General features: G+C 40.2%; 24 protein-coding genes and 1 pseudogene. 20 read left to right on the forward strand and 5 right to left on the reverse strand.

Annotated features, from left to right (window positions below; translation table 11 throughout):
* The first annotated feature begins 100 nt into the window (after positions 1 to 100).
* The 5 genes from AC1DIV_RS06875 (at position 101) to AC1DIV_RS06895 (ending at position 5,089) form a co-directional block, all read left to right on the forward strand.
* Positions 101 to 1,030 (forward strand): ABC transporter permease, encoded by a 930-nt coding sequence (locus tag AC1DIV_RS06875; protein ID WP_048679446.1) that lies wholly within the window; start codon positions 101 to 103, stop codon positions 1,028 to 1,030.
* Positions 1,030 to 1,959 carry an ABC transporter permease gene (locus tag AC1DIV_RS06880; protein WP_048679430.1) on the forward strand — a complete coding sequence of 310 codons (930 nt, stop codon included), beginning with the start codon at positions 1,030 to 1,032 and terminating at the stop codon, positions 1,957 to 1,959. The genes AC1DIV_RS06875 and AC1DIV_RS06880 overlap by 1 nt, the downstream gene beginning before the upstream one ends.
* A gap of 49 nt (positions 1,960 to 2,008) precedes the next feature.
* Entirely contained in the window at positions 2,009 to 3,022 is a 1,014-nt protein-coding gene (locus AC1DIV_RS06885) for an ABC transporter ATP-binding protein (protein WP_323597123.1), read from the forward strand.
* A gap of 13 nt (positions 3,023 to 3,035) precedes the next feature.
* Entirely contained in the window at positions 3,036 to 4,028 is a 993-nt protein-coding gene (locus AC1DIV_RS06890) for an ABC transporter ATP-binding protein (protein ID WP_095393125.1), read from the forward strand.
* Positions 4,029 to 4,234: 206 nt separating this feature from the next.
* Entirely contained in the window at positions 4,235 to 5,089 is an 855-nt protein-coding gene (locus tag AC1DIV_RS06895; RefSeq protein ID WP_323597119.1) for a crotonase/enoyl-CoA hydratase family protein, read from the forward strand.
* A gap of 221 nt (positions 5,090 to 5,310) precedes the next feature.
* Here AC1DIV_RS06895 and AC1DIV_RS06900 read toward each other — a convergent pair whose 3' ends face one another.
* Positions 5,311 to 5,511, reverse strand: a complete 201-nt coding sequence (locus AC1DIV_RS06900; protein WP_029714163.1) for a cold-shock protein — start codon at positions 5,509 to 5,511, stop codon at positions 5,311 to 5,313.
* Between the two features lie 184 nt (positions 5,512 to 5,695).
* Positions 5,696 to 6,652 (reverse strand): annotated as a pseudogene (locus AC1DIV_RS06905) (D-2-hydroxyacid dehydrogenase).
* 120 nt (positions 6,653 to 6,772) lie between these two features.
* Here AC1DIV_RS06905 and AC1DIV_RS06910 point away from each other — a divergent pair.
* From AC1DIV_RS06910 to AC1DIV_RS06930, 5 genes are all read left to right on the forward strand, one after another.
* Positions 6,773 to 7,321 (forward strand): GNAT family N-acetyltransferase, encoded by a 549-nt coding sequence (locus AC1DIV_RS06910; protein ID WP_477576054.1) that lies wholly within the window; start codon positions 6,773 to 6,775, stop codon positions 7,319 to 7,321.
* 221 nt (positions 7,322 to 7,542) lie between these two features.
* Positions 7,543 to 9,000 (forward strand): CoA-acylating methylmalonate-semialdehyde dehydrogenase, encoded by a 1,458-nt coding sequence (locus AC1DIV_RS06915; RefSeq protein ID WP_477576056.1) that lies wholly within the window; start codon positions 7,543 to 7,545, stop codon positions 8,998 to 9,000.
* Positions 9,001 to 9,071: 71 nt separating this feature from the next.
* On the forward strand, positions 9,072 to 10,412 hold the full coding sequence (locus tag AC1DIV_RS06920) for an aminotransferase (RefSeq protein ID WP_477576058.1): 1,341 nt from the start codon (positions 9,072 to 9,074) through the stop codon (positions 10,410 to 10,412).
* A 287-nt stretch (positions 10,413 to 10,699) separates the two neighbouring features.
* Positions 10,700 to 11,314 (forward strand): NUDIX hydrolase, encoded by a 615-nt coding sequence (locus AC1DIV_RS06925; RefSeq protein ID WP_053535163.1) that lies wholly within the window; start codon positions 10,700 to 10,702, stop codon positions 11,312 to 11,314.
* A 94-nt stretch (positions 11,315 to 11,408) separates the two neighbouring features.
* On the forward strand, positions 11,409 to 12,206 hold the full coding sequence (locus tag AC1DIV_RS06930) for an endonuclease I family protein (protein WP_095393134.1): 798 nt from the start codon (positions 11,409 to 11,411) through the stop codon (positions 12,204 to 12,206).
* Between the two features lie 62 nt (positions 12,207 to 12,268).
* Here the strand turns inward: AC1DIV_RS06930 and AC1DIV_RS06935 are convergent, their stop codons facing one another.
* The 3 genes from AC1DIV_RS06935 to AC1DIV_RS06945 form a co-directional block, all read right to left on the reverse strand.
* On the reverse strand, positions 12,269 to 13,327 hold the full coding sequence (locus tag AC1DIV_RS06935; RefSeq protein WP_477576060.1) for a lactonase family protein: 1,059 nt from the start codon (positions 13,325 to 13,327) through the stop codon (positions 12,269 to 12,271).
* 144 nt (positions 13,328 to 13,471) lie between these two features.
* A complete protein-coding gene (ade, locus tag AC1DIV_RS06940) occupies positions 13,472 to 15,235 on the reverse strand; it encodes an adenine deaminase (RefSeq protein ID WP_477576062.1) in 1,764 nt (587 codons plus the stop codon).
* A 25-nt stretch (positions 15,236 to 15,260) separates the two neighbouring features.
* A complete protein-coding gene (locus tag AC1DIV_RS06945; protein ID WP_340876555.1) occupies positions 15,261 to 15,746 on the reverse strand; it encodes a nucleoside deaminase in 486 nt (161 codons plus the stop codon).
* Positions 15,747 to 15,971: 225 nt separating this feature from the next.
* Between AC1DIV_RS06945 and AC1DIV_RS06950 the strand changes: the two genes are divergently transcribed.
* From AC1DIV_RS06950 to AC1DIV_RS06995, 10 genes are all read left to right on the forward strand, one after another.
* Positions 15,972 to 16,874, forward strand: a complete 903-nt coding sequence (locus AC1DIV_RS06950) for an AEC family transporter (protein ID WP_323597084.1) — start codon at positions 15,972 to 15,974, stop codon at positions 16,872 to 16,874.
* A 224-nt stretch (positions 16,875 to 17,098) separates the two neighbouring features.
* Positions 17,099 to 17,509, forward strand: coding sequence for a hypothetical protein (locus AC1DIV_RS06955; protein ID WP_340876554.1), 411 nt, complete (start codon positions 17,099 to 17,101; stop codon positions 17,507 to 17,509).
* Positions 17,510 to 17,929: 420 nt separating this feature from the next.
* A complete protein-coding gene (locus AC1DIV_RS06960) occupies positions 17,930 to 18,658 on the forward strand; it encodes an amino acid ABC transporter ATP-binding protein (protein WP_340876553.1) in 729 nt (242 codons plus the stop codon).
* A gap of 22 nt (positions 18,659 to 18,680) precedes the next feature.
* A complete protein-coding gene (locus AC1DIV_RS06965; RefSeq protein WP_048687121.1) occupies positions 18,681 to 19,508 on the forward strand; it encodes a transporter substrate-binding domain-containing protein in 828 nt (275 codons plus the stop codon).
* Between the two features lie 98 nt (positions 19,509 to 19,606).
* Positions 19,607 to 20,245 (forward strand): amino acid ABC transporter permease, encoded by a 639-nt coding sequence (locus AC1DIV_RS06970; protein WP_048687123.1) that lies wholly within the window; start codon positions 19,607 to 19,609, stop codon positions 20,243 to 20,245.
* Between the two features lie 14 nt (positions 20,246 to 20,259).
* Entirely contained in the window at positions 20,260 to 20,910 is a 651-nt protein-coding gene (locus AC1DIV_RS06975; protein ID WP_034307000.1) for an amino acid ABC transporter permease, read from the forward strand.
* Between the two features lie 659 nt (positions 20,911 to 21,569).
* Positions 21,570 to 21,851: a DUF4190 domain-containing protein gene (locus tag AC1DIV_RS06980; RefSeq protein ID WP_063577730.1), complete on the forward strand. Its 282-nt coding sequence runs from the start codon at positions 21,570 to 21,572 to the stop codon at positions 21,849 to 21,851.
* Between the two features lie 110 nt (positions 21,852 to 21,961).
* Positions 21,962 to 22,282: a type II toxin-antitoxin system HicB family antitoxin gene (locus AC1DIV_RS06985; RefSeq protein WP_048686335.1), complete on the forward strand. Its 321-nt coding sequence runs from the start codon at positions 21,962 to 21,964 to the stop codon at positions 22,280 to 22,282.
* Positions 22,283 to 22,577: 295 nt separating this feature from the next.
* The gene (locus AC1DIV_RS06990; protein WP_260088850.1) at positions 22,578 to 23,021 is read left to right on the forward strand and encodes a nucleoside 2-deoxyribosyltransferase; all 444 of its coding nucleotides are present in this window, start codon (positions 22,578 to 22,580) and stop codon (positions 23,019 to 23,021) included.
* Positions 23,022 to 23,131: 110 nt separating this feature from the next.
* Positions 23,132 to 23,260: a hypothetical protein gene (locus tag AC1DIV_RS06995; RefSeq protein ID WP_255256757.1), complete on the forward strand. Its 129-nt coding sequence runs from the start codon at positions 23,132 to 23,134 to the stop codon at positions 23,258 to 23,260.
* The last annotated feature ends 322 nt before the right edge of the window (positions 23,261 to 23,582 follow it).

A 23,582-nucleotide genomic window follows, 5' to 3' on the forward strand; every position in this document is an offset into this window, starting at 1 on the left:
GATTAAGGTCATACCCCATTTTTCAATTGCGAATTTGAATATTTCATGCATTCATTTCCGTTTTCAACTTCTTAGAAAATCGATGATTGGGGTGATTACCATGTTGAGATATACATTAAACCGTTTTAAATGGGCGATTATTACTTTATGGGCTGTTATTACATTAACGTTCATCATAATGCATACGATTCCGGGAAATCCATTTGCAAAAGAAGGAGCCATGCCTCCTGCTGTTTATGAAAACCTTCAAGTCCACTATGGATTGGACAAGCCGTTGTTGACCCAATATGGGAATTATTTATTGGAAGTCGTTCAATTTGATTTTGGTCCTTCATTGAAATCTTCATCCATTACCGTGAATGATTACATTTTGAAGGGGTTTCCGGTGTCATTGCACTTAGGGGCACAAGCTTTGGTGATTGCCATCTTCTTTGGCCTCATTTTGGGTGTCGTGGCATCACTGAAAAGAAATAAATGGCCCGACTATTTATCAATGATCATTGCCATCGTAGGGATTTCCGTTCCTAACTTTATCCTTGCGACTATTTTAATCAATTATTTCGCAATTAAATGGAATATATTCCCGGTTGCTACATGGGCGACATGGCAGCATACCATTTTACCATCCATTGCCCTTTCCATGATGCCGCTTGCTTTCATCGCGAGACTGATGCGGACAAGCATGCTTGAAGTAATGGGGCAGGATTACATTTTGACAGCAAAAGCCAAAGGATTGAAACGGAGCGGTGTCATAATCAAACATGCGATTCGGAATGCGTTATTGCCGATTATCACGATTCTGGGCATCCTTACGGCTAATATCGTGACAGGAAGCTTCATCATTGAACGTATTTTTGGTATTCCGGGCATGGGTGATATGTTCGTAAAGGGAATATCCAACAGGGACTACCCGGTGATTCTTGGTTCCACAATTGTGTATAGTGCGGTGCTTATTCTATTGATATTCATCGTTGATATAGCCTATACGTTGATTGATCCTAGAATTAAAGTGACGGGGGAGAAGAAATAATGGCAGATAAAGTGCATTTAACCGAAGATATGTTCCAACCCGCCGAAGGCAACTTTAAGGAAGCTGAAAAAATAGCAAGACCTACAGTTTCATATTGGTCTGACGTCTGGCGTCGATTTAAAGAAAATAAGCTGGCGATGACGGGGTTTATTCTAATAATTCTCTTGGTCTTGATGGCGATTTTTGGTCCGTACATTAACGGATATACTTATTATGGACAAGATTTCGAGAAAAAGAATCTTAGCCCAAATAGCGAGCATTGGTTTGGAACGGATTCATCAGGAAGGGATCTATTTACGCGAGCTTGGTACGGTGCAAGGATATCCTTGTTCATTGGATTGATGGCAGCGCTGATCGACTTTTTAATTGGTGTCCTTTATGGCGGGATTTCTGCCATTCGCGGCGGACGCACGGATAATATCATGATGCGTTTCGCTGAGGTGATCTATGCGATTCCATACCTATTGATGGTTATCTTGATGATGGTCGTATTAAAACCTGGTATTCTGCCGATCATCATTGCGATGTCGATTACGGGGTGGATTCCGATGGCGCGACTGGTACGGGGCCAGGTTTTACAACTGAAAGAGAATGAATATATCCATGCTGCAACAATCTCTGGAGCCAATACGAGCTGGACTTTAAGAAAACACATGATTCCAAATACAATGGGACCGATCCTTGTCAATTTAACGTTGACTGTACCTACTGCCATCTTTGCCGAAGCTACACTTAGCTTTTTGGGACTGGGAGTTCCGGCACCTCAGGCAAGCTGGGGAACATTGACAAGTGATGCACTGGGAAGCATTCTGGTAGGGAATTTCTATCAACTGTTAATCCCGGCAATTTTGATTTCCTTAACGATGTTCGCGTTCAATGTGGTTGGTGACGGATTGCAGGATGCCTTAGATCCAAAACTACGGAAATAAATGAGTCCTAACATAATGATTTGATATTACTAGAATAGGAGGGACGATGATGGAGAACCTATTAGAAGTCAACGATTTACAAATCACCTTCCATACTTATGCAGGTAAAGTGCAAGCGGTTCGCGGTGTGAACTTTGGCGTGAAAAAGGGGGAAGCCGTTGCGATTGTTGGGGAGTCCGGATGCGGCAAAAGTGTTACAGCGAAATCTATCATGAGATTATTGGAAACACCCCCGGCAGAGTATGGAAAAGGGTCGATAAACTTTGGCGGTAAAGACCTTCTTAAAATGAGTGAAAAGGAAATGCAGAGGATTCGCGGGAATGAAATCAGCATGATTTTCCAGGATCCGATGACTTCGCTCAATCCAACGACAAAAATCGGCAGCCAGATCATGGAAGGCATTTTAAAGCATAATAAAAACATGTCCCGCAATGATGCATACGAACGGGCGTTGGAAACACTGAAACTAGTAGGTATTCCACAGCCGGAAAAAAGAATGCAGCAATATCCGCATGAGTTTTCAGGTGGTATGCGCCAAAGGGCAATGATAGCGATGGCCCTTGCATGCGAACCGAAATTGCTGATTGCCGATGAACCTACAACTGCATTGGATGTAACGATACAAGCGCAAATATTGGAACTGATGAAAGATATCCAACGAAGAATGGATACTTCCATCATTTTAATCACTCATGATTTAGGTGTGGTTGCGGAAACTTGTGAACGGGTAGTCGTCATGTATGCAGGCAAGGTTGTGGAGACGGGTACGGTAGATGCTATATTTTCAAACCCGCAGCATCCTTATACAAGAGGTCTGCTTAAAACGGTGCCAAGGCTGGATATGGAAAAAACGGCTCCGTTGGTTCCGATTATCGGATCACCACCGGATTTATTGGATCCGCCAAAAGGATGCCCATTTTACCCAAGATGTGAATCAGCAATGAAAGTGTGCAAAGACCATGATCCGGAGCTTGAAGTAGTGGAAGAAGGTCAGACAGCCGCATGCTGGCTGCACCACCCGATGGCCAAGGCAGCGCAGGTACAAGCACCGACTAATGTATAAAGGAGGAGAACCAATGGTTTCACTGAAAAATAAGGCCTTAAAAGAAAAGACATACAACGAAAATTCTCCTCTTGTTGAAATAAAGAATCTGAAGAAGCATTTTCCTATCGGTTCTCAATCGCTGAAAGCGGTAGATGGTTTGGATCTCAAAATCTATCCAGGGGAAACTGTCGGTCTTGTTGGGGAAAGCGGTTGCGGTAAGTCGACTGCAGGTCGTACAATCACTCGATTATATGAACCGACAGATGGAGAAGTTCTTTTTCAGGGGAAAAATATTTTCGATTACAAACCCGGGGAAATGTCACATATCCGCCGTGAAATACAAATGATTTTCCAAGATCCTTACGCATCCTTGAACCCAAGGATGAAGGTGGAGGAATTGATTGGGGAACCACTTGCCATTCATGGGATATCAAAAGGTAAAGAGCGAAGAAAACGGGTGGAAGACCTGTTAAAGCTGGTTGGTTTAAGTCCGGAACATATCACTCGTTTTCCGCATGAATTCAGTGGCGGACAACGCCAGCGTATTGGAATTGCAAGGGCCTTGGCTTTAAATCCTAAATTCATCGTTTGTGATGAACCAATCTCTGCCTTGGATGTTTCGATACAGGCCCAAGTGGTCAACTTATTAAAAGAACTGCAAAAAGAAATGGGATTGACTTATTTATTCATCGCGCATGATTTATCGATGGTCAAGTATATTTCAGATCGTATTTTAGTCATGTACCTTGGAAGAATGATGGAACTTTCGGATAGTGATTCTTTAACGAAAGATCCGCTACACCCATACACACAGGCCTTGCTATCCGCAGTGCCGATACCAGACCCGACTATTAAACGGGAAAGGATCGTCCTTAAAGGCGATGTACCAAGTCCGATCAATCCGCCGAGCGGCTGTGTATTTCGGACGCGCTGCCCTAAGGCGATGGAGATATGCTCCAGTGCTGTACCTGAATGGAAAGAACAAAAACCAGGACATTTCGTTGCTTGTCATTTATATTGGTAAACAAAAAAAACCAGTTGCATTTGCGACTGGTCTTTTTTTACACATTTATGTAAAATATTTTTAGAATAGAAACGATTATCAAATTATTTATCAGCATGTCAAAATAAAAAACTAGGAATCTGAAAATAAAACATATAAAATGTAATTATATGTAAATATAAAATTCTGTTGAATGTTTCAATTTGTGAGAGAAGGAGGGACTGTTATTGTATTCCACGATAACTAGTGAGATCGTCGATCGTGTCATGATTGTTACTCTTAATCGTCCAGAGAGAATGAATGCTTTCAATGAAAAGATGTGTGAGGAGATGATTCGCGCTTTTAATGAAGCGGATGAAAATGATGAAGTAAGAGCCGTCATATTAACTGGCGCTGGGGATGCTTTTTGTGCTGGAATGGATTTGGAAAAAGGTGCAGAAACGTTTATGGATCACACTCCTTTGGTTGAATATCGCGATGCAGGAGGAATGTTGTCATTACGGATTTTTGAGATGAAGAAACCTATGATAGCTGCCATTAATGGAGCGGCAGTCGGGATTGGGATAACAATGACTTTGCCCATGGACATTAGAATTGCTTCAACAGATGCAAAGATGGGTTTTGTATTTGCAAGGCGGGGGATAACGATGGAGGCATGCAGCGGCTGGTTCTTGCCTAGACTTGTTGGAATGGGCAAAGCTTCCGAATGGATTTTTACCGGCAGGATGATTACGGCCAGTGAAGCATATGAGGGAAGGCTGGTAAACAAGATCGTCGAGCCAGAAGAATTGATGTCTGCAGCAATGGAGATTGCGACAGACATTGCGGAAAATACATCTTCTGTCTCTGTGACGCTATCCCGGCAGTTAATGTGGTCCATGCTCGGTGCGAACCATCCTGTTGAATCACACAAAATAGAATCGAAAATGATTCATTGGACCGGAAAACAAGCTGATGCACTAGAAGGAATCGAAGCTTTTCTCGAAAAAAGGAAAGCCGATTTCAAAATGAAAAGCAGCACGGATATGCCTCCGTTTTATCCGTGGGGAACGGATCGAACATATGAAGCGGATAAGAAATGAATGAATGGTAAAGTCGATATCGAGGGCTTCGGAAGTGCTTGATAATTTTTACTTTTCGGATAAATTAGGGTTTCTTTTCTTAGTGTGTTATACTAGGTTTACCATTTACTAAACTTGTTTCATGTTCCCTATTCCCTGTGAATAGGGTTTTTTTATGATTGTTTTTTTGATCAAAAAAAACAGACCCTACAAGTAGGGTCCGTTATATATTGTATTTAAAATTATGCTTTTTGAACGTTAGTAGCTTGGGGTCCACGTTGACCTTGCTCAACTTCAAAAGTAACTTCTTGACCTTCGTCTAATGATTTGAATCCTTCGCTTTGGATAGCTGAGAAATGTACGAATACATCGTCTCCGTTTTCGCGTTCGATGAAGCCAAATCCTTTTTCTGCGTTAAACCATTTTACTTTACCTTGTTCCATTGTTGTTGCCTCCTAGTGTGAATCCACACATTGTGTTACTACCCTTGCTCAATCATTAGACGAAAAGTTTTTCACTTATCAATCTTCCCGAACAAAAATAATTCTTTTTAAATATAACAGATAATGTCGGAATCTGCAAGCTAACAAGGAAAGATTATTAATGTATACAGAAAATGAACAATTCTTAATACCCTTTTTTGTAATCAAGTAAATTTGTTGAAGGTGTTTTACCATTTAGATAGTCCTTTAAATTCGGCATGAAAATATCCTGAATTAGCCTTTGGTCGTAAAATTCCGTATTTCCGGATGTGTGCGGCGTGATGATTACGTTGTTCAACTCCCATAAAGGGCTATTCTCAGGAAGTGGCTCCGTTTCAAACACATCAAGACCAGCACCTGCAATATCTTTGTCCTTAAGCGCTTGAATCAATTCGTTTTGAATGACCAGGTTTCCCCTTCCTATATTAATGAAAAATGCGGAGCGCTTCATTAACTTGAATTCGTTTTTACCGAACATATTCCTTGTTTCTGGGGTCAATGGTAATGTCACGACAATATAATCACACCTAGGAAGAAGATCAATCAATTGTTTTTGTGTGAACATCTCATCTACGAATTCTTCTGATTCACCGGAATGGCGCATCCCTAATACGGTCATGCCAAAAGCCTTGGCAATTTTTGCGGTTTCCTTTCCGATTTTCCCGACACCGATGATTCCGATGGTCTTTTCATGAATTTCCTGCTTCATATGTGCGTGATGCCAGGTCCTTGTCTGCTGTTGCTTAATATATGTATCTACTTTTCTTGTTAAGGCAAGCATTAACGCGAAAATTGTCTCTGAAATGGGATACGCATGAACGCCGTTTGCAGTTGTAATCTAAACATTCTTTTGTTCTAAATTTTCCAGGGGTAAAGCATTCACTCCTGCGCTCCATGTCTGGATCCATTTAACATCGCTTGCAGCAATCGATACAGACATTTCCGCTTTCCAGCCTGCGATGACTTCTGCATCGGCAATATGATCTCTCCATTTTTCCGGGGATCTCCCGGTGATAACAGTCCACTCGGGAATCAATTCTTGGATCTTCTGTAATAAGATTTCATTCAAATTTTGGCTTATTATGAGTTTTCTTTTTGTCATAATTATCCCCCTGGATATTTTTTCTGAATTATACGTAAGTTTCGACAATATTTCAATTGGGAAGGCGATTGCTTACCAATCTTGCTATAATACTAATAATCAATGGAATGGGGTGTAATCATGAACGTGAAAGAGATATATGGACAGCTGCCTGCCCTGGAATCAAAACGATTGATCATGAGGAAAGTCACCATGAATGATGCCGAAGACATGTTCGCTTATGCATCCAACAATGAAGTTTCCCGTTACGTCACATGGGAAGCCCATCGTTCCCTAAGTGATACAAAAGATTTTATCCGATTTATCCTTCAAAATTATGAGGATAAGAAAATCGCTCCATGGGGCATAGAACACAAGGAAAGCGGTAAGTTGATTGGTACCATTGATTTTGTTTCATGGCAGGTTGACCATCATAGTGCGGAAATAGGGTATGTGCTTGCACCAGAATATTGGGGGAGTGGCTTGATGACGGAGGCAGCCCAAAAGATAATCGCCTTTGGCTTCGAAAATATGAACCTAGTTCGAATACAAGCAAGGTGCTTCGTTGAAAATTCAGGTTCAGAGCGAGTCATGCAAAAGGCTGGTATGTCTTTTGAGGGAATCATAAGAAAAGGAATGCTCGTCAAGGGGAAGCATCAAGACCTAAAGCTATATTCCATTATAAAATGATGGCTGCGAAGTCAGCTGATTAAAGGGAAAGTAATAAGAAAAATATACATCGTTTGCGAAGCGTGAATTTCTGTTGTTGATTATGATGGATATGGGAAAGCCAGAAACAAACAATATGTGCAAATATTGAATCAAAAACTATACAAAACGTCTAATGTAAAAAGTCGTTTTGAAAAATATAATGAAACTATGAAATCGTGTTGAAATGGAGGGTTTATTTAATGACAGTTATCAATGAAGTAGAAACGTTGAAAAATTATATCGGTGGCAAATGGGTTGATTCCACAACTTCGAAACATGAACAAGTGCCTAACCCGGCAACAGGAGAAGCATTGGCAATCGTACCCCTTTCAACTAAGGAAGATGTAAACCAAGCGGTGGAGGTTGCTAAAAAGGCGTATAAAGAATGGAAAAAGGTCGCCGTTCCAAAAAGAGCTCGCTTCTTATTCCGTTACCAGCAATTACTGATTGAACACTGGGATGAGCTTGCAAAGCTGGTCACTATCGAAAACGGAAAAAGCTATACAGAAGCATATGGTGAGGTTCAGCGCGGGATTGAATGCGTGGAGTTCGCAGCAGGTGCCCCTACCTTGATGATGGGAAGTCAGCTTCCTGATATTTCCCCAGGCATTGAATCTGGCATGTATCGTTATCCAATGGGTGTCGTTGCCGGGATTACGCCGTTTAATTTCCCGATGATGGTGCCATGTTGGATGTTCCCGCTGGCAATAGCTTGTGGAAATACGTTTATCTTAAAACCTTCAGAACGGACACCGCTTTTGGCCAACCGTCTCGTGGAATTATTGACAGAAGCCGGTGTTCCGGATGGTGTTGTCAATATTGTCCATGGTGCCCACGATGTCGTGAATGGGATTTTGGAACATGAAGACATTAAAGCGGTATCATTTGTGGGATCCCAGCCTGTCGCAGAGTATGTATACAAAACGGCAGCTGCCAATAAAAAACGTGTCCAGGCTTTATCGGGTGCGAAAAATCATTCGATCGTCATGCCTGATGCAGATTTGGATAATGCCGTAACGAACATAACGAATGCAGCTTTCGGATCTGCAGGCGAGCGCTGCATGGCTGCATCAGTGGTTGTTGCGGTGGGAGAAGTGGGAGATACGCTCGTTGAGAAATTAAAGGCTGCAGCGGATAACATCAAGATTGGAAATGGAATGGATAAGGACGTTTTCCTGGGACCTGTAATCCGTGATACTCATAAAAAAAGAACAGAACAATATATTGAAATCGGGGAAAAAGAAGGAGCTGTCCTCCTTCGTGATGGCAGGAATGAAGGCGATCAGGAAAAAGGCTATTACGTTGGGCCGACATTATTTGATCATGTAAAAACAAACATGCAAATATGGAGTGATGAAATTTTTGCTCCTGTCTTATCCATAGTACGAGTTAATACTCTTGAAGAAGCAATTGAATTGACCAATCAATCCGAATTTGCCAATGGTGCCTGCCTCTATACGGATAGTGCAAAAGCCATCCGGGAATTTCGCGAAGAAATTGATGCAGGTATGCTTGGTATTAACCTTGGGGTACCCGCGCCAATGGCATTCTTTCCATTTTCCGGATATAAAAGTTCGTTTTATGGGGACCTTCATGCCAATGGGAAAGACGGCGTGGAATTTTACACGAGAAAGAAAATGTTAACGGCAAGATACTGATAGGAAAAAGGGGGTCGGCGCAATTTGTGGTCGGCCTTCCTTTATACATTATTTTAGGAGGAGTGTAGATTATGCAGGTTGAAAAACAGGGTCAGGATCTTAAAGCGATGGATGGTAAGTATGTGTGGCATCATATGAAAGGGGCTGAACCCACCCCTGGTGCAATGGTGATTAAAAACGGGCAAGGAGCATGGATTACGGATGTTGATGGGAATCGCTTCCTGGATGGGATGTCTGGTTTATGGTGTGTCAACGTCGGTTATGGCCGCACGGAACTGGCTGAAGCAGCTTACGAGCAGCTGAAGGAACTTCCATATGCCCCTTTAACGAATAGCCACATCCCGGCTATTAAGCTAGCGGAGAAATTAAATGAATGGCTTGGTGGGGATTATGTGATTTTCTTCTCTAACAGCGGTTCAGAAGCCAATGAGGCGGCCTTTAAAATTGCGCGGCAGTATCATCAGCAAAAGGGTGAACATGGACGCTATAAATTCATTTCGCGTTATCGCGGCTATCATGGCAATTCAATGGGAGCCCTGTCAGCTACCGGGCAGGCACAGCGAAAATATAAATACGAACCTCTCGCCCCAGGGTTTCTTCATGTATCACCGCCAGATTCTTACCGAAATCCAGAGGATGAAAGCGGTGAAAAAAGTGCAGCGGAAATTGAACGTACCATTACATGGGAGCTGAGCGAAACGGTGGCTGCGGTCATCATGGAACCAATCATCACCGGGGGCGGAATTTTGATGCCGCCCGATGGATATATGAAACGTGTCAAAGAAATTTGTGAGAAAAATGGTGTCCTTCTCATTTCGGATGAGGTCATTTGCGGGTTCGGTCGTACTGGTAAGAAATTCGGATTTATGAACTATGATGTAAAACCAGACATCGTAACAATGGCTAAAGGAATCACGAGCGCATATTTGCCATTATCAGCTACTGCCGTCAAACGTGAAATTTATGAAGCGTATATTGGCTCAGACGTTTATGACCGCTTTCGGCATGTAAATACATTTGGCGGCAATCCTGCTGCCTGTGCCGTCGCTTTGAAGAATATTGAAATATATGAAAATGAAAATCTAATAGAACGGTCCAAGGAGTTAGGGCTACGCTTTCTGCAAGAGTTTGAAGAAATCAAATCTCATCCCAATGTTGGGGATGTACGCGGGAAAGGTTTGTTGGTAGGCATTGAACTAGTGGAAGATAAACTGACAAAACAGCCGATCGAACTTTCCAAAATCAATAAAGTCATTGCTTCATGCAAAGAAAAGGGGCTGATCATAGGGAAAAATGGCGATACAGTAGCAGGTTTCAATAATATCCTGACTCTTGCTCCCCCGCTTAGTATAACTGAAGAGGATTTTGCATTCATCATAGCGACGGTAAAGCGAACGTTAGCTGAACTATGAAAATAAAATGAAAAAACAGAATATTCAATAATTTCATGCAGGTGCCTGTTGATACACATAACTTGCTTTTTAAATGAGGCTGATACGTCAGTTTTAGCGCCGTTCGGAACTTTGAACGGTGCTTTTGTCTATGATCAAGGAAGAATAAGAGGTAAAGGAATCAAATAGAAATTATAGGCGATATTTTGGAATCGTTTTCCTTGCTTAGTTATAGCGGATGTTCGAAAATGGAATGATAAGGAGTAGTGATAGAATATCTATATTATCCGGCAGAAGAGGTGAGGGACATGAATAATGAAGATATAACAAAAAAATTAACATTACATATCCCTGAAATTTTAGGGAGTGGGAATTTTTCAAAGTATGCTGTATTGGTACCGCTAATAGAGAAAGAAGATGGAATTCATGTTCTTTTCGAAGAGCGTTCACACAAACTGAGGAGGCAGCCGGGGGATATATGTTTTCCGGGCGGGAAAATAGACAAGCTGGATCATGATGAACAGGCTGCTGCCCTAAGGGAAACATATGAGGAACTTAATTTGCGAAAAGAAGATATCGAAAACGTCTTTCCAATCGATTATTTGGTATCTCCATTCGGGATGATTGTCTATCCTTATGCAGGATTTGTTCGTAACCATCAACGGATAATACCTAATCCAGCTGAGGTAGAAACCATTTTTACGGTCCCGCTTTCCTTTTTCATGGAAAAACCGCCAGAAATTTATCATGTGGAATATAAAGTGGAACCGCATGCAAACTTCCCCCATGATTTAGTCGTTGGCGGGGAGAATTATAAATGGCAGCCAAAACAGATGGAAGAGTATTTTTACTTATATAATGGTCGGGTAATCTGGGGAATGACAGCGAAAATCCTTACCCATTTTATTGAAATTCTTCGTTAGACCCTTCTAAAGCACCTTTTTTTTTCGGTCTATTTCTATTAAACTTTAATTATGGTAAAAGTTAGGTTTTTAATAGAAGCGGGGGGATGAGTGGATGAAGTATAGTTTTGAAGTACTTGAAAAAGAACGGGAAATGGCAATGGCTGCACTAGTCAACTTTAATGAAAACCGCGAATACTATGATGAAACCAAAGATCAGGAACTTAAGCTGGCATACTACAAAGATGGTTCCTTGGACCGGGAAGGATTGAAGGACCTACTTGTGGCAACCCATAAAAACCAGCTGAACTACTCACCGCATCGTCATGTTTACCCATGGGTGGACTTACAGGAAGATGGCCAGCTAAAAAGTCTGTATTCCGGTAAAGGGATGGATCCTGCACAAGTGATTGAGGAAGATATCCGTATACTGGAAGTGTTGTCAAGAGGTATTGAATCAACAAATTCGGAGAATATTCTCGTTAATTGTGAACATGTAGTACCTCAATCATGGTTCGATAAAAAAGAACCGATGAGGGGGGATTTGCATCATCTGTTCGCCTGTGAACCAACGTGTAATAGCAGCCGGAGTAACTATCCATACCATGATTTTGAGGATTATATCCCTGAAAGATCGGCTGCCGGTATAAAAGCGGGTTGCGGGAAATCAGACGAAAGTAAATTCGAGCCCGAATACGGAAAAGGGATCGTGGCGAGGGCAACTTTGTATTTTTTACTCAGATATGAGGGAATCATCGATAGCGGCAAAATCGACCTGGCACTGCTTTTGGAATGGCATCGGCTTTTTCCCGTCAGCACTTATGAAAAACATAGAAACCTCGCTATACATGAAATGCAGGGTAATCGTAACCCATATATAGATTTTCCCGAAATGGCAGAGAATTGGAATTAAAGTAGGGCATAAAAAAGAGGATTGAAGCTGCAGTTAAAGCTTCAATCCTCTTTTATTATGAATTATAAGAATTTAACGCAAACAGGGAAGGGAACTTGAACATCCTTTTGCAATAATGTTAATTTTCCGTCATGCTCATTCCGGGCATATAGTGTCAAGTTTCCTGATTGTTCATTAGAAGCGATCAGAAATTTTCCGCTAGGGTCCAATGAAAAATCACGCGGCCAATGTCCTTCGGTGGAAACCAGCTGCACGAATGCCAGTTTGCCTGTTTCTTGATTGATTTCGTAAACGGCAATACTATCATGTCCGCGGTTTGCGGCATATATGAATCGCCCGTCATCAGAAATATGAATGGCGCTTCCTTGGTTATTTTCCTTGAAATCTTCCGGGACGGTCCGTACCGTTTGCAATTCAGAAAAACTACCGGTTTGACTATCGAAGCTCAAAACAATCACTTCTGGTACAAGTTCTGCCATGACATAAGCAAATTTACCGTTTGGGTGGAAGGTCAGATGCCGTGGTCCGCTGCCGGGAGCAACAGATAAGCTGTTTACTTCTTCCAAAACCCCATTATGTATTTTATAGGTTATTACTTTATCTATTCCGAGGTCGACAACAGCAATGAACCTTTCATCCGGCGTGAAACCAGCGAAGTGAGTGTGTGCTTTTTCCTGACGTTCTTGATTCGGTCCATGCCCTTCATGTTGAACAGTTGATGATACAGGCAAAGGTGTCGCATCGTCATGAAGCGGATATGATTCAATCACGCCTTCTCCATAACTGGAAGTGACCAAAACCTGTTTCTTGCTGTCGACACTTATATGGCAGGAAGAGCCATTTGGTGTAAGTTGTTTGCCTAAGAAGGTAAGCTCACCTGAATCCTCATTAATCGAATAGGCTGAAACTCCACCGCTACCCGCTTCTTTTAAAATGGCGTAGAGATTCTTTTTGTCCTGGCTGATGGCGACATAAGTCGGATCGGTCAATTCTGCTGCAAGAACCGGTGTGCTGAGCTTTCCTTCTGCTGTATCTAAAGTAAATCGGTAAATACCTTCGCTGTTTCCTTTTGTGTAAGTGCCTATGTATCCAATGATGTTCTGTTGATCATGTTTTGCCATATTTATCTCCTCCAAGAAAGAATTGTGTTTATTTTTATTTTAACATAGATGATGCGCATATATCCTTTTCCCATTTTATGTTGAGTCGGAACCTTTTTCTTTTAGAATTTTTTTGGGTGATAAGAAAAAAACCCGCCTAGCGGGTTAATTTAAATCGACTGGCTTTGATGCTTCGATGGGTATATGCCTAAACTCAGAAACGGAAAATAAACCCTGATCCGTCAGTTTGATTTCAGGGATGACTGGTAGCGCCAAGAAGGCAAGTGTAAGAAAAGGGTTGAAATGCCTGTTAGCACCGAGTTTCAATAAGGCTTCATCGATGTGCTTCAATGAATGGACCACATCCATATAATTGCATTCACTCATCAATCCAGCTATTGGAAGGGGAAGGGAAGCTAGTATTTCCCCATTTTGGATTACAGTCAATCCACCCTGCATTTTTTTGATTTCCTTAGCTGCCAGAAGCATATCCTGGTCATTCGTTCCGGCAATGATCAAATTATGTGAATCATGAGCTACTGTCGTGGCAATGGCTCCTGATTTCAACCCGAGCCCTTTGACGATTCCCAGGCCCACTTGTTTGGTCATATGATGCCGTTCAATAACAGCAAGTTTTAGATGATCAACATGTTCGGAGAACTGAAATAGACCATCATGATTAATTGTGACCGGTTCAATCGAATGCTTTGTAATCAAGCTGTTTGGAGTTATCTCAATAATATTAGCAAACTCATTTTTAATAGGTATCGCGAAATCATCTCCGGTTATTTCATGAAATTGAACAGAGTGCTTCAACCCGTCGGTAATAACCTGTTTCTCATCAGCTGGATAGTTAAGCAATCGATTATTTTGTACCATAAGCTTTCCATCTTTGAAGACCGAATGGAGGATGACTGAATCAAGATCATCCAGTAGTAGGAAGTCTGCCTTGTATCCAGGTGCAATTGCACCATGTTCCTTTAATCCAAAGCATTCTGCTGCATTAATGGTCGCCATTTGAATGGCGGTAATTGGCGGGACACCTGTTTCTATGGAAAGTCGAACGTTGTGATCGATACTTCCTTCAGAAACTATATCATCTAGGTGCCGGTCATCGGTGACGAATAAACAACGGCGGGAGTTCTTCTCATTAATAACTGGAATCAGGTTAATTAAGTCTTTGGCGACGGTGCCTTCCCTGATCATAAGATACATTCCTTTACGCATTCTTTCTTTTGCCTCTTCCGCTGTAGTGCATTCATGATCTGTTTTAATGCCTGCACTTAGATAAACATCGAGCTGTTGTTCAGATAATCCAGCTGCATGACCATCGATGCTTTTGCCCAGTCTGTTTGCATCGTATATTTTTTGCAGCATATCCTCATCTGTATGTGAAACGGCAGGGAAATTCATTACTTCGGCTAATCCAAGCACTCTCGGGTTTTGATAAAAGGAAATTAAATCTTCACTTCTTAAGACAGCACCAGAATGTTCAAACTCCGTAGCAGGTACACAAGAGGGCATCATGAAGTAAAAATCAAAAGGAAGTTGATCGGATTGTTCAATCATATATTCCATGCCCTTCTTGCCAGAAACATTGGCAATTTCATGAGGATCTGCAACGATGCAGGTCACACCATGTAAAAGGAGGATTTTTGCAAGTTCATAAGGTCTGACCATCGATGATTCTATATGAACATGGCCATCAATGAAGGAAGGGCATACGAATTTTCCTGAAGCATCGATTTCCGAAGTACCCTCATAATGCCCAATTCCAGCAAAATAACCATCGGTGATCGCAATGTCGCCAGTATAGATATCACCATTGAATACATCTATGATTTGCCCGTTCTTAATGACGCAATCTGCAGGTGTTCTTCCTGATGCAACGTCAATTCTCCTTTTAAGCAAGTTTTTTTTCATATTCATAACCCCTTTGGCCATATATAACCGGTTAATATTTCACTTTTTCCGTATTGGTTTCCCATGTTCGGAATGGTAAATCGTGGTCATTAAAAGACAATTGTTTCATTTTAATTGTACGGTTTTCCATTGGCAAGGCAAGTTCTTGGTAGATAAAGTGATCATCAAAGCCAATAACTGCAGCGTCTTCTTTAGTGCATGCGTAATAAATGGCTTTTGGACGTGCCCAATAAATAGCACCGATGCACATGGGGCATGGCTCGCAGCTAGTGTAAACTTCACAATCTGTAAGCTGGAAGCTGTCGAGATTCCTGCATGCATCACGAATCGCCTGTACTTCGGCGTGCGCTGTAGGATCGTTGGCCGTTGTCACATTATTACATCCTCTGCCTACGACTTTGCCATCTTTTACGATAATAGCACCAAAAGGACCTCCGTTCTTCGCCAATACATTTTCATTTGCAAGTCGAACGGCCATTTCCATGAATTTTACATCCACTAAAAAACACCCCTTCATATATTAATAACCCAAAAGTGTTAATGTTACGTTTATTAACGTAAATATAATAAACAATATACCATATGTCTGGGGAAATGGAATATTATTTTCTGAAAATAAGGAAAATTCAGTTCGTATTAAAATATATGAACTGCAAACAAATTGGTTTAAAAGAATTTTTACAAATAGTAATAAAACTGATATTGTTAGAAGAAAATCATTGAGATTATGAAGGTGAAGTGCATGGGGTTTTTGGGAGTTCTTTTACCGATATTCGGTATTTTTGTTTTAGGGTTCATCGGTCAGAAAAAGTTTAATCTTGATACAAAATCGATTTCCACGATGGCATTATATTTAATGTCACCTTTTCTCGTGTTCCGGACTTTTTATTCCGCAGAATTTACGATTAATTATTTTTACCTGTTCTTATTCACGATAGTACTTTGCCTTTCTCTCATACTGGTAGTCTACATCATATCTTATTTTCGCAATTATACAGTCACTGAGACAAGCGGCATGATATTGGCATCTGCATTCATGAATAACGGAAATTACGGAACACCCGTCATTTTCCTGTTATTCGGAGCCGCAGGACTCGATTATGCAATCATCCTTATGGTGGGACAGCAGTTAGTGATGTGCACGATCGGCATTTATTTCGCAGCAAAGGGCAGCCCGGAAGGTAACGGAGTTCAAACAGCGATTAAAGCGGTATGTCGAATGCCAATTGTTTATGGAGCCATTGCCGGTATAATATTTCAGTTCGGTAACGTACCTTTAAGCAATTCGGTCATGGAAGCTATTAACCTTGTTGCAAATGCAGCGATCCCCACAATAATGATTACACTGGGAATGCAGCTGGCCAACATTTCCCTGAAAAAAATAGCCTATCGGAAGCTATCAGTTTCGCTGCTACTTAAACTTGCCGTGTCACCTGCCATTGCCTTCCTGCTATCTCTTGCCCTGCCAGTGGGTGATATGGTCAGGCATATCATGATCATCGTAGCTGCAATGCCAACGGCGGCCAACACTACGATGTATGCGCTCCAATTCAACACGGAGCCTGAATTCGTATCAAGTGCTACGTTCATAAGTACATCATTAAGCCTTATTACGCTTCCAATCATATTTTTCTTTGTATTATAGGAGATTATGATTCTAATTATGTGGGCAAACTTATTATATACAAGAAGCGGAAGCATCCTGGTAATTAAAAGAGGGATCCGGATGGATTACCTTTGACCTCGCGGTTAGTGAACGACTTGTGGACTTGGATTTAGGTGTCCAAACATTTTCATTTAAAATTAAAGGGCAAGCTTGTTAAACTGGCGTTTATTTTTTTAATGCCTGTATTTGATTGGAGGGGTTTTATGTTCCAGACTAAAATTAAACTGACTAATACTGGAAAGATTGATGCCATTTTAAAGGGAATCGTTCTGAAAACCTATGAAGAATCACTGGAAGAAAAACTCTTACTATGCATGGAGTGCGGTGATGTCGATTTTTATATCGCGTATTCAAATAATGAGGAACTTCAGGATGCGATAAATGAAAACTTTGAAATTGATGAATATGGCGAAATCGTGAAAATAGATGAACATCAGGAACTTATGGATGATTTATACGATTATTTCTTGATCATACATAAGGAAAGTGATTTGTTTGATTTTTTTTCAGCAGGTCCATATACCCACAATGGGAAAACCCGTGAATCGGATACGGATATGCTGGCGCCAAGGGGTTTATATTCAGCCCCATTTAAAGACGCGATAAAGGAATGATGAAAAAGACAGCGATAGCTGTCTTTTTGTATTTTTAAGAGCTTATTAAGCCTTCGGGAAATAAATGTATTTTTACAAAAAGAGGGAATTTTTTTATGGGATATCAGTTTAAATTTATCAGTTTTATGAAATATAGCAATAATATCATGAAATATAATATCATTTTAACAATTTAAAGTTTATATGGTAATTTTAAGAAATATTATATATAATAAAAATGTGAATATTGAATATATTATTTGAATTACTAGTTTAAAATAACAATAAAAATGGACTTTTCACAATGAATTATGAAATATTGGGAAATAATTTTTGCAGAAAGGATTATACATAAGATTTGTTTCGAGTTAAGAGAGTGATATATTACGCTTTTAGAATTCTGATTATTATAAATTTTCAGTTTTAGACAGGGGGCTAATTATGATAGTTTTTGACCGAGTGAACAAGTATTATGGCGATTTCCATGTATTGAAAGAAATTGACCTAACAATCAAAAAAGGGGAAGTGGTAGTGGTCATCGGACCTTCCGGATCAGGAAAAAGTACACTGCTCCGATGCATTAATCGTCTAGAGACCATTTCGCAAGGATCCCTTTCAATAAATGGGTTAAATGTAGCGGATAAAAAGACGGACATAAACAAACTCCGTCGGAATATCGGTATGGTTTTCCAGCATTTTCACTTGTATCCCCATAAAACCGTGCTTGAGAATATCATGCTTGCTCCAAGGAAAGTCCTGGGACAATCCGAAGAGGAAGCGAAAAAGATTGCACTGAAGTATTTGGACAAAGTGGGGATTGGAGATAAAGCAAATTCATTTCCTTCCCAGCTTTCAGGTGGACAGCAGCAACGGGTAGCTATTGCCAGAGGTTTGGCAATGGGACCGGAAATCATGCTTTTTGATGAACCTACCTCAGCCTTGGATCCGGAAATGATTGGCGAGGTACTGGATGTAATGAAAGCACTTGCCCATGAAGGAATGACGATGGTAGTGGTCACGCACGAAATGGGATTTGCCCGTGAAGTGGCGGATCGAATCGTATTCATGGACGAAGGCAGTGTTTTAGAAGAGGCAACACCGGCTGAGTTTTACGCCAATCCTCGTGAAGAGAGGGCTCGTTTATTCCTTAGCCGTATATTAAATCATTAAATAAAAAACAGGGGTGAATTACATGTTGAAGAAAAAGAAATGGTTAAAATTATCTTTGCTATCATTACTGGCTGTCATTTTATTAGCTGGATGCGGCGGGGGGAACGATTCAGACAAAGCTGAAGAGGGTGGAGGCAAAGACAAAGAAAAAGATGTTCTCGCACAAGTGAAGGAAAAGGATAAGATCGTTTTTGGGGTGAAAAATGATACAAGACTATTCGGTTTGAAGAATCCTAGTACTGGAGAGGTTGAAGGCTTTGATATTGATATTGCCAAAGCTCTTGCAGCAGAAATCCTTGGTGATGAGACTAAAGTTGAATTTAAAGAAGTGACTTCTAAAACCAGGATGGCCTTATTGAATAATGGTGATATCGATGCGATTGTAGCGACCATGACAATCACGGAAGATCGTAAAAAAGAAGTAGACTTCACAGATGTTTATTTCGACGCAGGACAATCTTTGTTAGTTAAAAAGGGCAGCGATATCAAGGGTATTGATAGTTTAAAAGGGAAAAAGGTATTGGCTGTCAAAGGCTCTACTTCTTCCATAAATATCCGTGAAAAAGCTCCTGAAGCACAAGTGCTTGAATTTGAAAACTATTCCGAAGCGTTCGCTGCACTTAAATCCGGACAAGGGGATGCATTGACAACGGATGATTCCATCCTTTATGGAATGGCAGATGAAGATCCGAGTTATGAGCTTGTTGGCGGTACATTTACGGAAGAACCTTATGGTATTGCCGTGAAAAAAGGAAATGCTGAATTTGTTGAAGAGTTGAATAAAGCCCTTAAGTCTCTTAAAGATTCAGGCAAGTACGATGAAATCCATGATAAATGGATTAAACATTAAACATTTTAGCAAATGGATATGGGAAGCTGACCTTAAATAACATTTGTCTGTGAGGATGAGCGTTTTGCTCATCCTTACTAGTTAAAGGAGTGTATGCCGTGCTTGATTTCTCCATTTTAACAGAGAATCTGGATATGTATTTATTAGGCTTTAAAAATACGATCATGTCGAGTTTGGTCGCGTTGATAGCGAGTTTGATTCTTGGGGTGCTAATTGCCATCATGCGGATTGCACCATTAAAGCCACTAAACTGGCTGGGTACCGCCTATGTTGAGTTCATTCGGAACATCCCGTTATTGATCATTACCTTTTTCTTCTTTCTCGGTCTTAAACTAAGCGGGCTATACGCAGGTACATTAGCCTTGACCATTTACACTTCATCTTTCATAGCTGAGGCAATTCGAGCAGGCATACTTTCTGTGCCAAAGGGTCAAATGGAAGCTGCCCGTTCATCAGGTCTGACTTATGGACAGGCAATGAGGCTCGTCATTCTGCCGCAGGCCGTTAAAATAGTCATTCCTCCTTTAGGAAACCAATTTATCAATCTAGTAAAGAATTCTTCCATTTTGGCCGTTGTTGCAGGACTCGATCTTATGTACCACGGGGACTTGATTTCTTCAAGGACATTTGTCGTGTTTGATGTGTACATTTTCGTGGCAGCGTTTTACTTAATTCTTACCATTCCTTTAAGTTTTGGCGTTGGTTATTTGGAAAAACGTCTGGCTAAGAGTAATTGAGGGAGGTATAAGATATGGATTTTGCAGGTGCCTATACACCAGATAATCTTAAGTTTTTATTAGAAGGATTTTGGGTAACGCTCCAGGTAGCTTTTATATCCATTATTCTAAGTTTCATTATTGGCGGTCTTGTAGGTATAATCCGATACGCAAAAGTGCCGGTGTTATCACAAATATTAGCTTTGATTGTAGAAACTGTACGTAATTTGCCTCTGTTATTAATCATATTTTTTACGTATTTTGCTTTGCCGGAGATACGGATTAAACTGGAAATCATTCCAGCAGCCATAGTTGCCTTGACAATTTTCGAGTCAGCCATGCTTTCTGAAGTCATTCGAAGTGGGCTAAAATCCATTGATAAAGGCCAAATGGAAGCTGCCCGTTCATCAGGTTTGAGCTATACACAGGCATTGATACATATTATTCTGCCCCAAGCGCTGCGCCGCATGGTTCCTCCTATTGTCAGCCAATTCATTTCTTTATTAAAGGACACCTCTTTAGCTGTTGTCATCTCTTTACCGGAGCTGACGCATCATGGTCAAATCATATATGGACAAAGTCAAAAGTATTTAATACCGATTTTGATCCTGGTGGCTCTCATGTATTTCATAGTTAACTATAGCCTTTCTTTGGTAGCCCAGAGACTTGAATTGAAACGAACCTAAAAAAACGACTCAGAAATGAGTCGTTTTCTATTTGTCTAGGAGATTCGGAAGTGTCTCACCCTCAACCTTGTTTTAAAACTTGTTTATACTCCATGATCCATACAGTCAGCGGAAAAGGAGCGGAGTTCTGAAATCGACTGGAATAATATTTTAAGAAGCAACCGTAGGCTGGACTCATTCTAAACGAGTTTAAGACTAGGTTATCTTTCATGATTTTATAACTGTAATCCTTAATGGATGGAAGAAATTTGCGGCACTCCTGCCGAATAACTGGCTAGCCGAGACCCCACAGGCGCTTGTGCCGAGGAGGCTTGGCAGACAGTCAGCGGAAAAGGAGCGGAGTTCTGAAATCGACTGGAATAATATTTTAAGAAGCAACCGTAGGCTGGACTCATCCCAAACAAGTTGAAACTAAGTTATCCTTCATGGTTCTATACTGTAATCCTTAATGGATTGAAGAGATATACGACACTCCTGCCGAAATACTGGCTAGCCGAGACCCCGGAGACGTTTACTTTGACGCGGCTTGGCAGATAGCCGTCGGAAAGGGAGCGGACCTCTGGAATCAACTCGAATATTACATGATGAATGAGTACACAAAAAATGAATCTTTTGCTTTTAATAACCGTATATATAAAGGAAGAAAGAAGGTGGAATATATGTCGGAAATTAAAAGAAGCAATAGCAAAGCGATTGTATCATTGATCATGGGGGTATTATCCCTGTTTATTCCAATCATCGGCATCATATTAGGTATTTTAGGGTTAATATTTGCATCGAAGAGTAAACAAGAAATGAACCTTACTGGTGAATCTGGAAATGGTTTAGTGACAGCTGGAAAAGTGTGCAGCATTATAGGAATAATCTTGAATGTTCTCATGATTTTGATTTTCATGGTGTTTTTTTATTTCGTAGTCAATACGGACATATCAACCTATTGAATGTAAGTATTAACTTGACAAACAAAGAAAAGTAATTTAAACCTATATAAAATGGAAATTCATGTTATAATTATTATAAATATCTAAATATTGTATGAAGGGATGATATTTTGACCATTCAAATCTTTGAGTACCCAGCCGTATTCTATTATGAAAAGCACCCGTTGATTATCGACTCTTTTTCCGTTCAAGTTTGTTTCCCGGATTTTAGGCGAGAAGGAATTATTTCTTCCGTTAGCGGTAGGAATCGGGTAGATGCCTTAGCTTGTGCTCAAGAACTGTTGGAATCCATGGTCGAACATTTTATACACGATAAAAAAACAATCCCGGATGCAAGCGAAATGGAAAAGGTGAATCTGGATCGGGGAATTAATATATGTGAGGCTGCACCCTTCAGAATTGAAATAGAAAATATCACATATGAAAAATAAAAAAACCTTGCCGGTTAAAGGACAAGGTTTTTATTTTGGATTACTTGAATTTGTAACCCGGAATGTCAGACCAGTACATACATATTATTTTTTTAGTAAGCTGAAGTCGATAGTGATAATAGTGCCACTTCATAAAATATAAAAAAACCATCATTACCTGTAAAAGGAATGATGGTTTTTAGTTTCACTAAAAAATTCGCCATTTAATTATTTTTTATTTTTGGGGAAAGGATATTGCGTTCTTTATAACGAATATGTATAGTATAGGTAACATAGGTAAAAAGTATCAATAGTTATATATTTTGGAGGTGTGTGTGTGAAATATTATATAGCATCAGACGAAAAAAATTTGAAGCAAGTAAAATCATTGATCAAGAAATTGACTTCAAAAGGATTTACTTGTGTGAATGACATGAATTTAATTACGAATGATGAGAAAAACCAAATAACGGACGACATTGGAGAATATGAAAAAAAGGGGATAGAGGAAGCCGATTTCATGCTAATCTTCCTAACCGCAGGAAAAGGTAATCTATATGAGCTTGGCTATGCTTTATCTTTAAATAAGAAAATAATTGTATATTCGCCTGAGAAAGACAATTATCATATTAATAAAAAATCAATATTTCATAATCTGCCCGAGGTAACAATCTGCAGCGGGACCTTTTATAAGCTGGTTAAATTGATACATACGCTTTCTCCGGAAGGATCTGAACAAGATTCACTGCATCTTAAATAAATGTCAAATGTAAAATTTTAAGGATACCCTCTAATAAAATTTCTTTTGAACGAATTGTTTAAAGTATTAAAAATGAGGGTAAAGACCATTAAAAAAGGGAGAGGACTGTTTTGGCCATTATTGATATCGACCAATTATTGTTAGCCACTGAAGCGATAGCAGAAGAGTCAGTTCCATTCCATCTAGATACATTTGACATCGATCAACTTTTAGATAATACGGATAATTGGAATTGGTAAAGAAAAGCATGCCCATAGAGGATATGCTTTTTTTAAAGAGAACATAGCCTGATTACCTGTACGAAAATAATACAAGAAACCAGGCAGGTGGAGATATTTTAACGATTGGATAAAGTTAAAACCTGCGTCCTTTTACGAATCCTAAAATCACAAACATCGAAATGGTGCCGATAACAAAAATTGCTTTAATGGAATTCACTAGAATTTCATCGTACATTTGTATTACCTCCTTGTATGTAATGACAGTGCGATTATGATTAGCTGTTGATGTATAAATTATAACATAAAGTCAATATCTGTTGGTGGAAAATTAAAGACGATA

The sequence above is a fragment of the Peribacillus sp. 05N428 genome (genome assembly GCF_056397085.1).

Excerpts from the sequence above, each read along its gene's own strand:
- AC1DIV_RS06875 (WP_048679446.1), top strand. The coding sequence starts at position 101 with ATGTTGAGATATACATTAAACCGTTTTAAATGGGCGATTATTACTTTA.
- AC1DIV_RS06880 (WP_048679430.1), top strand. The coding sequence starts at position 1,030 with ATGGCAGATAAAGTGCATTTAACCGAAGATATGTTCCAACCCGCCGAA.
- AC1DIV_RS06885 (WP_323597123.1), top strand. The coding sequence starts at position 2,009 with ATGGAGAACCTATTAGAAGTCAACGATTTACAAATCACCTTCCATACT.
- AC1DIV_RS06890 (WP_095393125.1), top strand. The coding sequence starts at position 3,036 with ATGGTTTCACTGAAAAATAAGGCCTTAAAAGAAAAGACATACAACGAA.
- AC1DIV_RS06900 (WP_029714163.1), bottom strand. The coding sequence starts at position 5,511 with ATGGAACAAGGTAAAGTAAAATGGTTTAACGCAGAAAAAGGATTTGGC.
- AC1DIV_RS06910 (WP_477576054.1), top strand. The coding sequence starts at position 6,773 with ATGAACGTGAAAGAGATATATGGACAGCTGCCTGCCCTGGAATCAAAA.
- AC1DIV_RS06915 (WP_477576056.1), top strand. The coding sequence starts at position 7,543 with ATGACAGTTATCAATGAAGTAGAAACGTTGAAAAATTATATCGGTGGC.
- AC1DIV_RS06920 (WP_477576058.1), top strand. The coding sequence starts at position 9,072 with ATGCAGGTTGAAAAACAGGGTCAGGATCTTAAAGCGATGGATGGTAAG.
- AC1DIV_RS06925 (WP_053535163.1), top strand. The coding sequence starts at position 10,700 with ATGAATAATGAAGATATAACAAAAAAATTAACATTACATATCCCTGAA.
- AC1DIV_RS06930 (WP_095393134.1), top strand. The coding sequence starts at position 11,409 with ATGAAGTATAGTTTTGAAGTACTTGAAAAAGAACGGGAAATGGCAATG.
- AC1DIV_RS06935 (WP_477576060.1), bottom strand. The coding sequence starts at position 13,327 with ATGGCAAAACATGATCAACAGAACATCATTGGATACATAGGCACTTAC.
- ade (WP_477576062.1), bottom strand. The coding sequence starts at position 15,235 with ATGAATATGAAAAAAAACTTGCTTAAAAGGAGAATTGACGTTGCATCA.
- AC1DIV_RS06945 (WP_340876555.1), bottom strand. The coding sequence starts at position 15,746 with ATGAAGGGGTGTTTTTTAGTGGATGTAAAATTCATGGAAATGGCCGTT.
- AC1DIV_RS06950 (WP_323597084.1), top strand. The coding sequence starts at position 15,972 with ATGGGGTTTTTGGGAGTTCTTTTACCGATATTCGGTATTTTTGTTTTA.
- AC1DIV_RS06955 (WP_340876554.1), top strand. The coding sequence starts at position 17,099 with ATGTTCCAGACTAAAATTAAACTGACTAATACTGGAAAGATTGATGCC.
- AC1DIV_RS06960 (WP_340876553.1), top strand. The coding sequence starts at position 17,930 with ATGATAGTTTTTGACCGAGTGAACAAGTATTATGGCGATTTCCATGTA.
- AC1DIV_RS06965 (WP_048687121.1), top strand. The coding sequence starts at position 18,681 with ATGTTGAAGAAAAAGAAATGGTTAAAATTATCTTTGCTATCATTACTG.
- AC1DIV_RS06975 (WP_034307000.1), top strand. The coding sequence starts at position 20,260 with ATGGATTTTGCAGGTGCCTATACACCAGATAATCTTAAGTTTTTATTA.
- AC1DIV_RS06980 (WP_063577730.1), top strand. The coding sequence starts at position 21,570 with ATGTCGGAAATTAAAAGAAGCAATAGCAAAGCGATTGTATCATTGATC.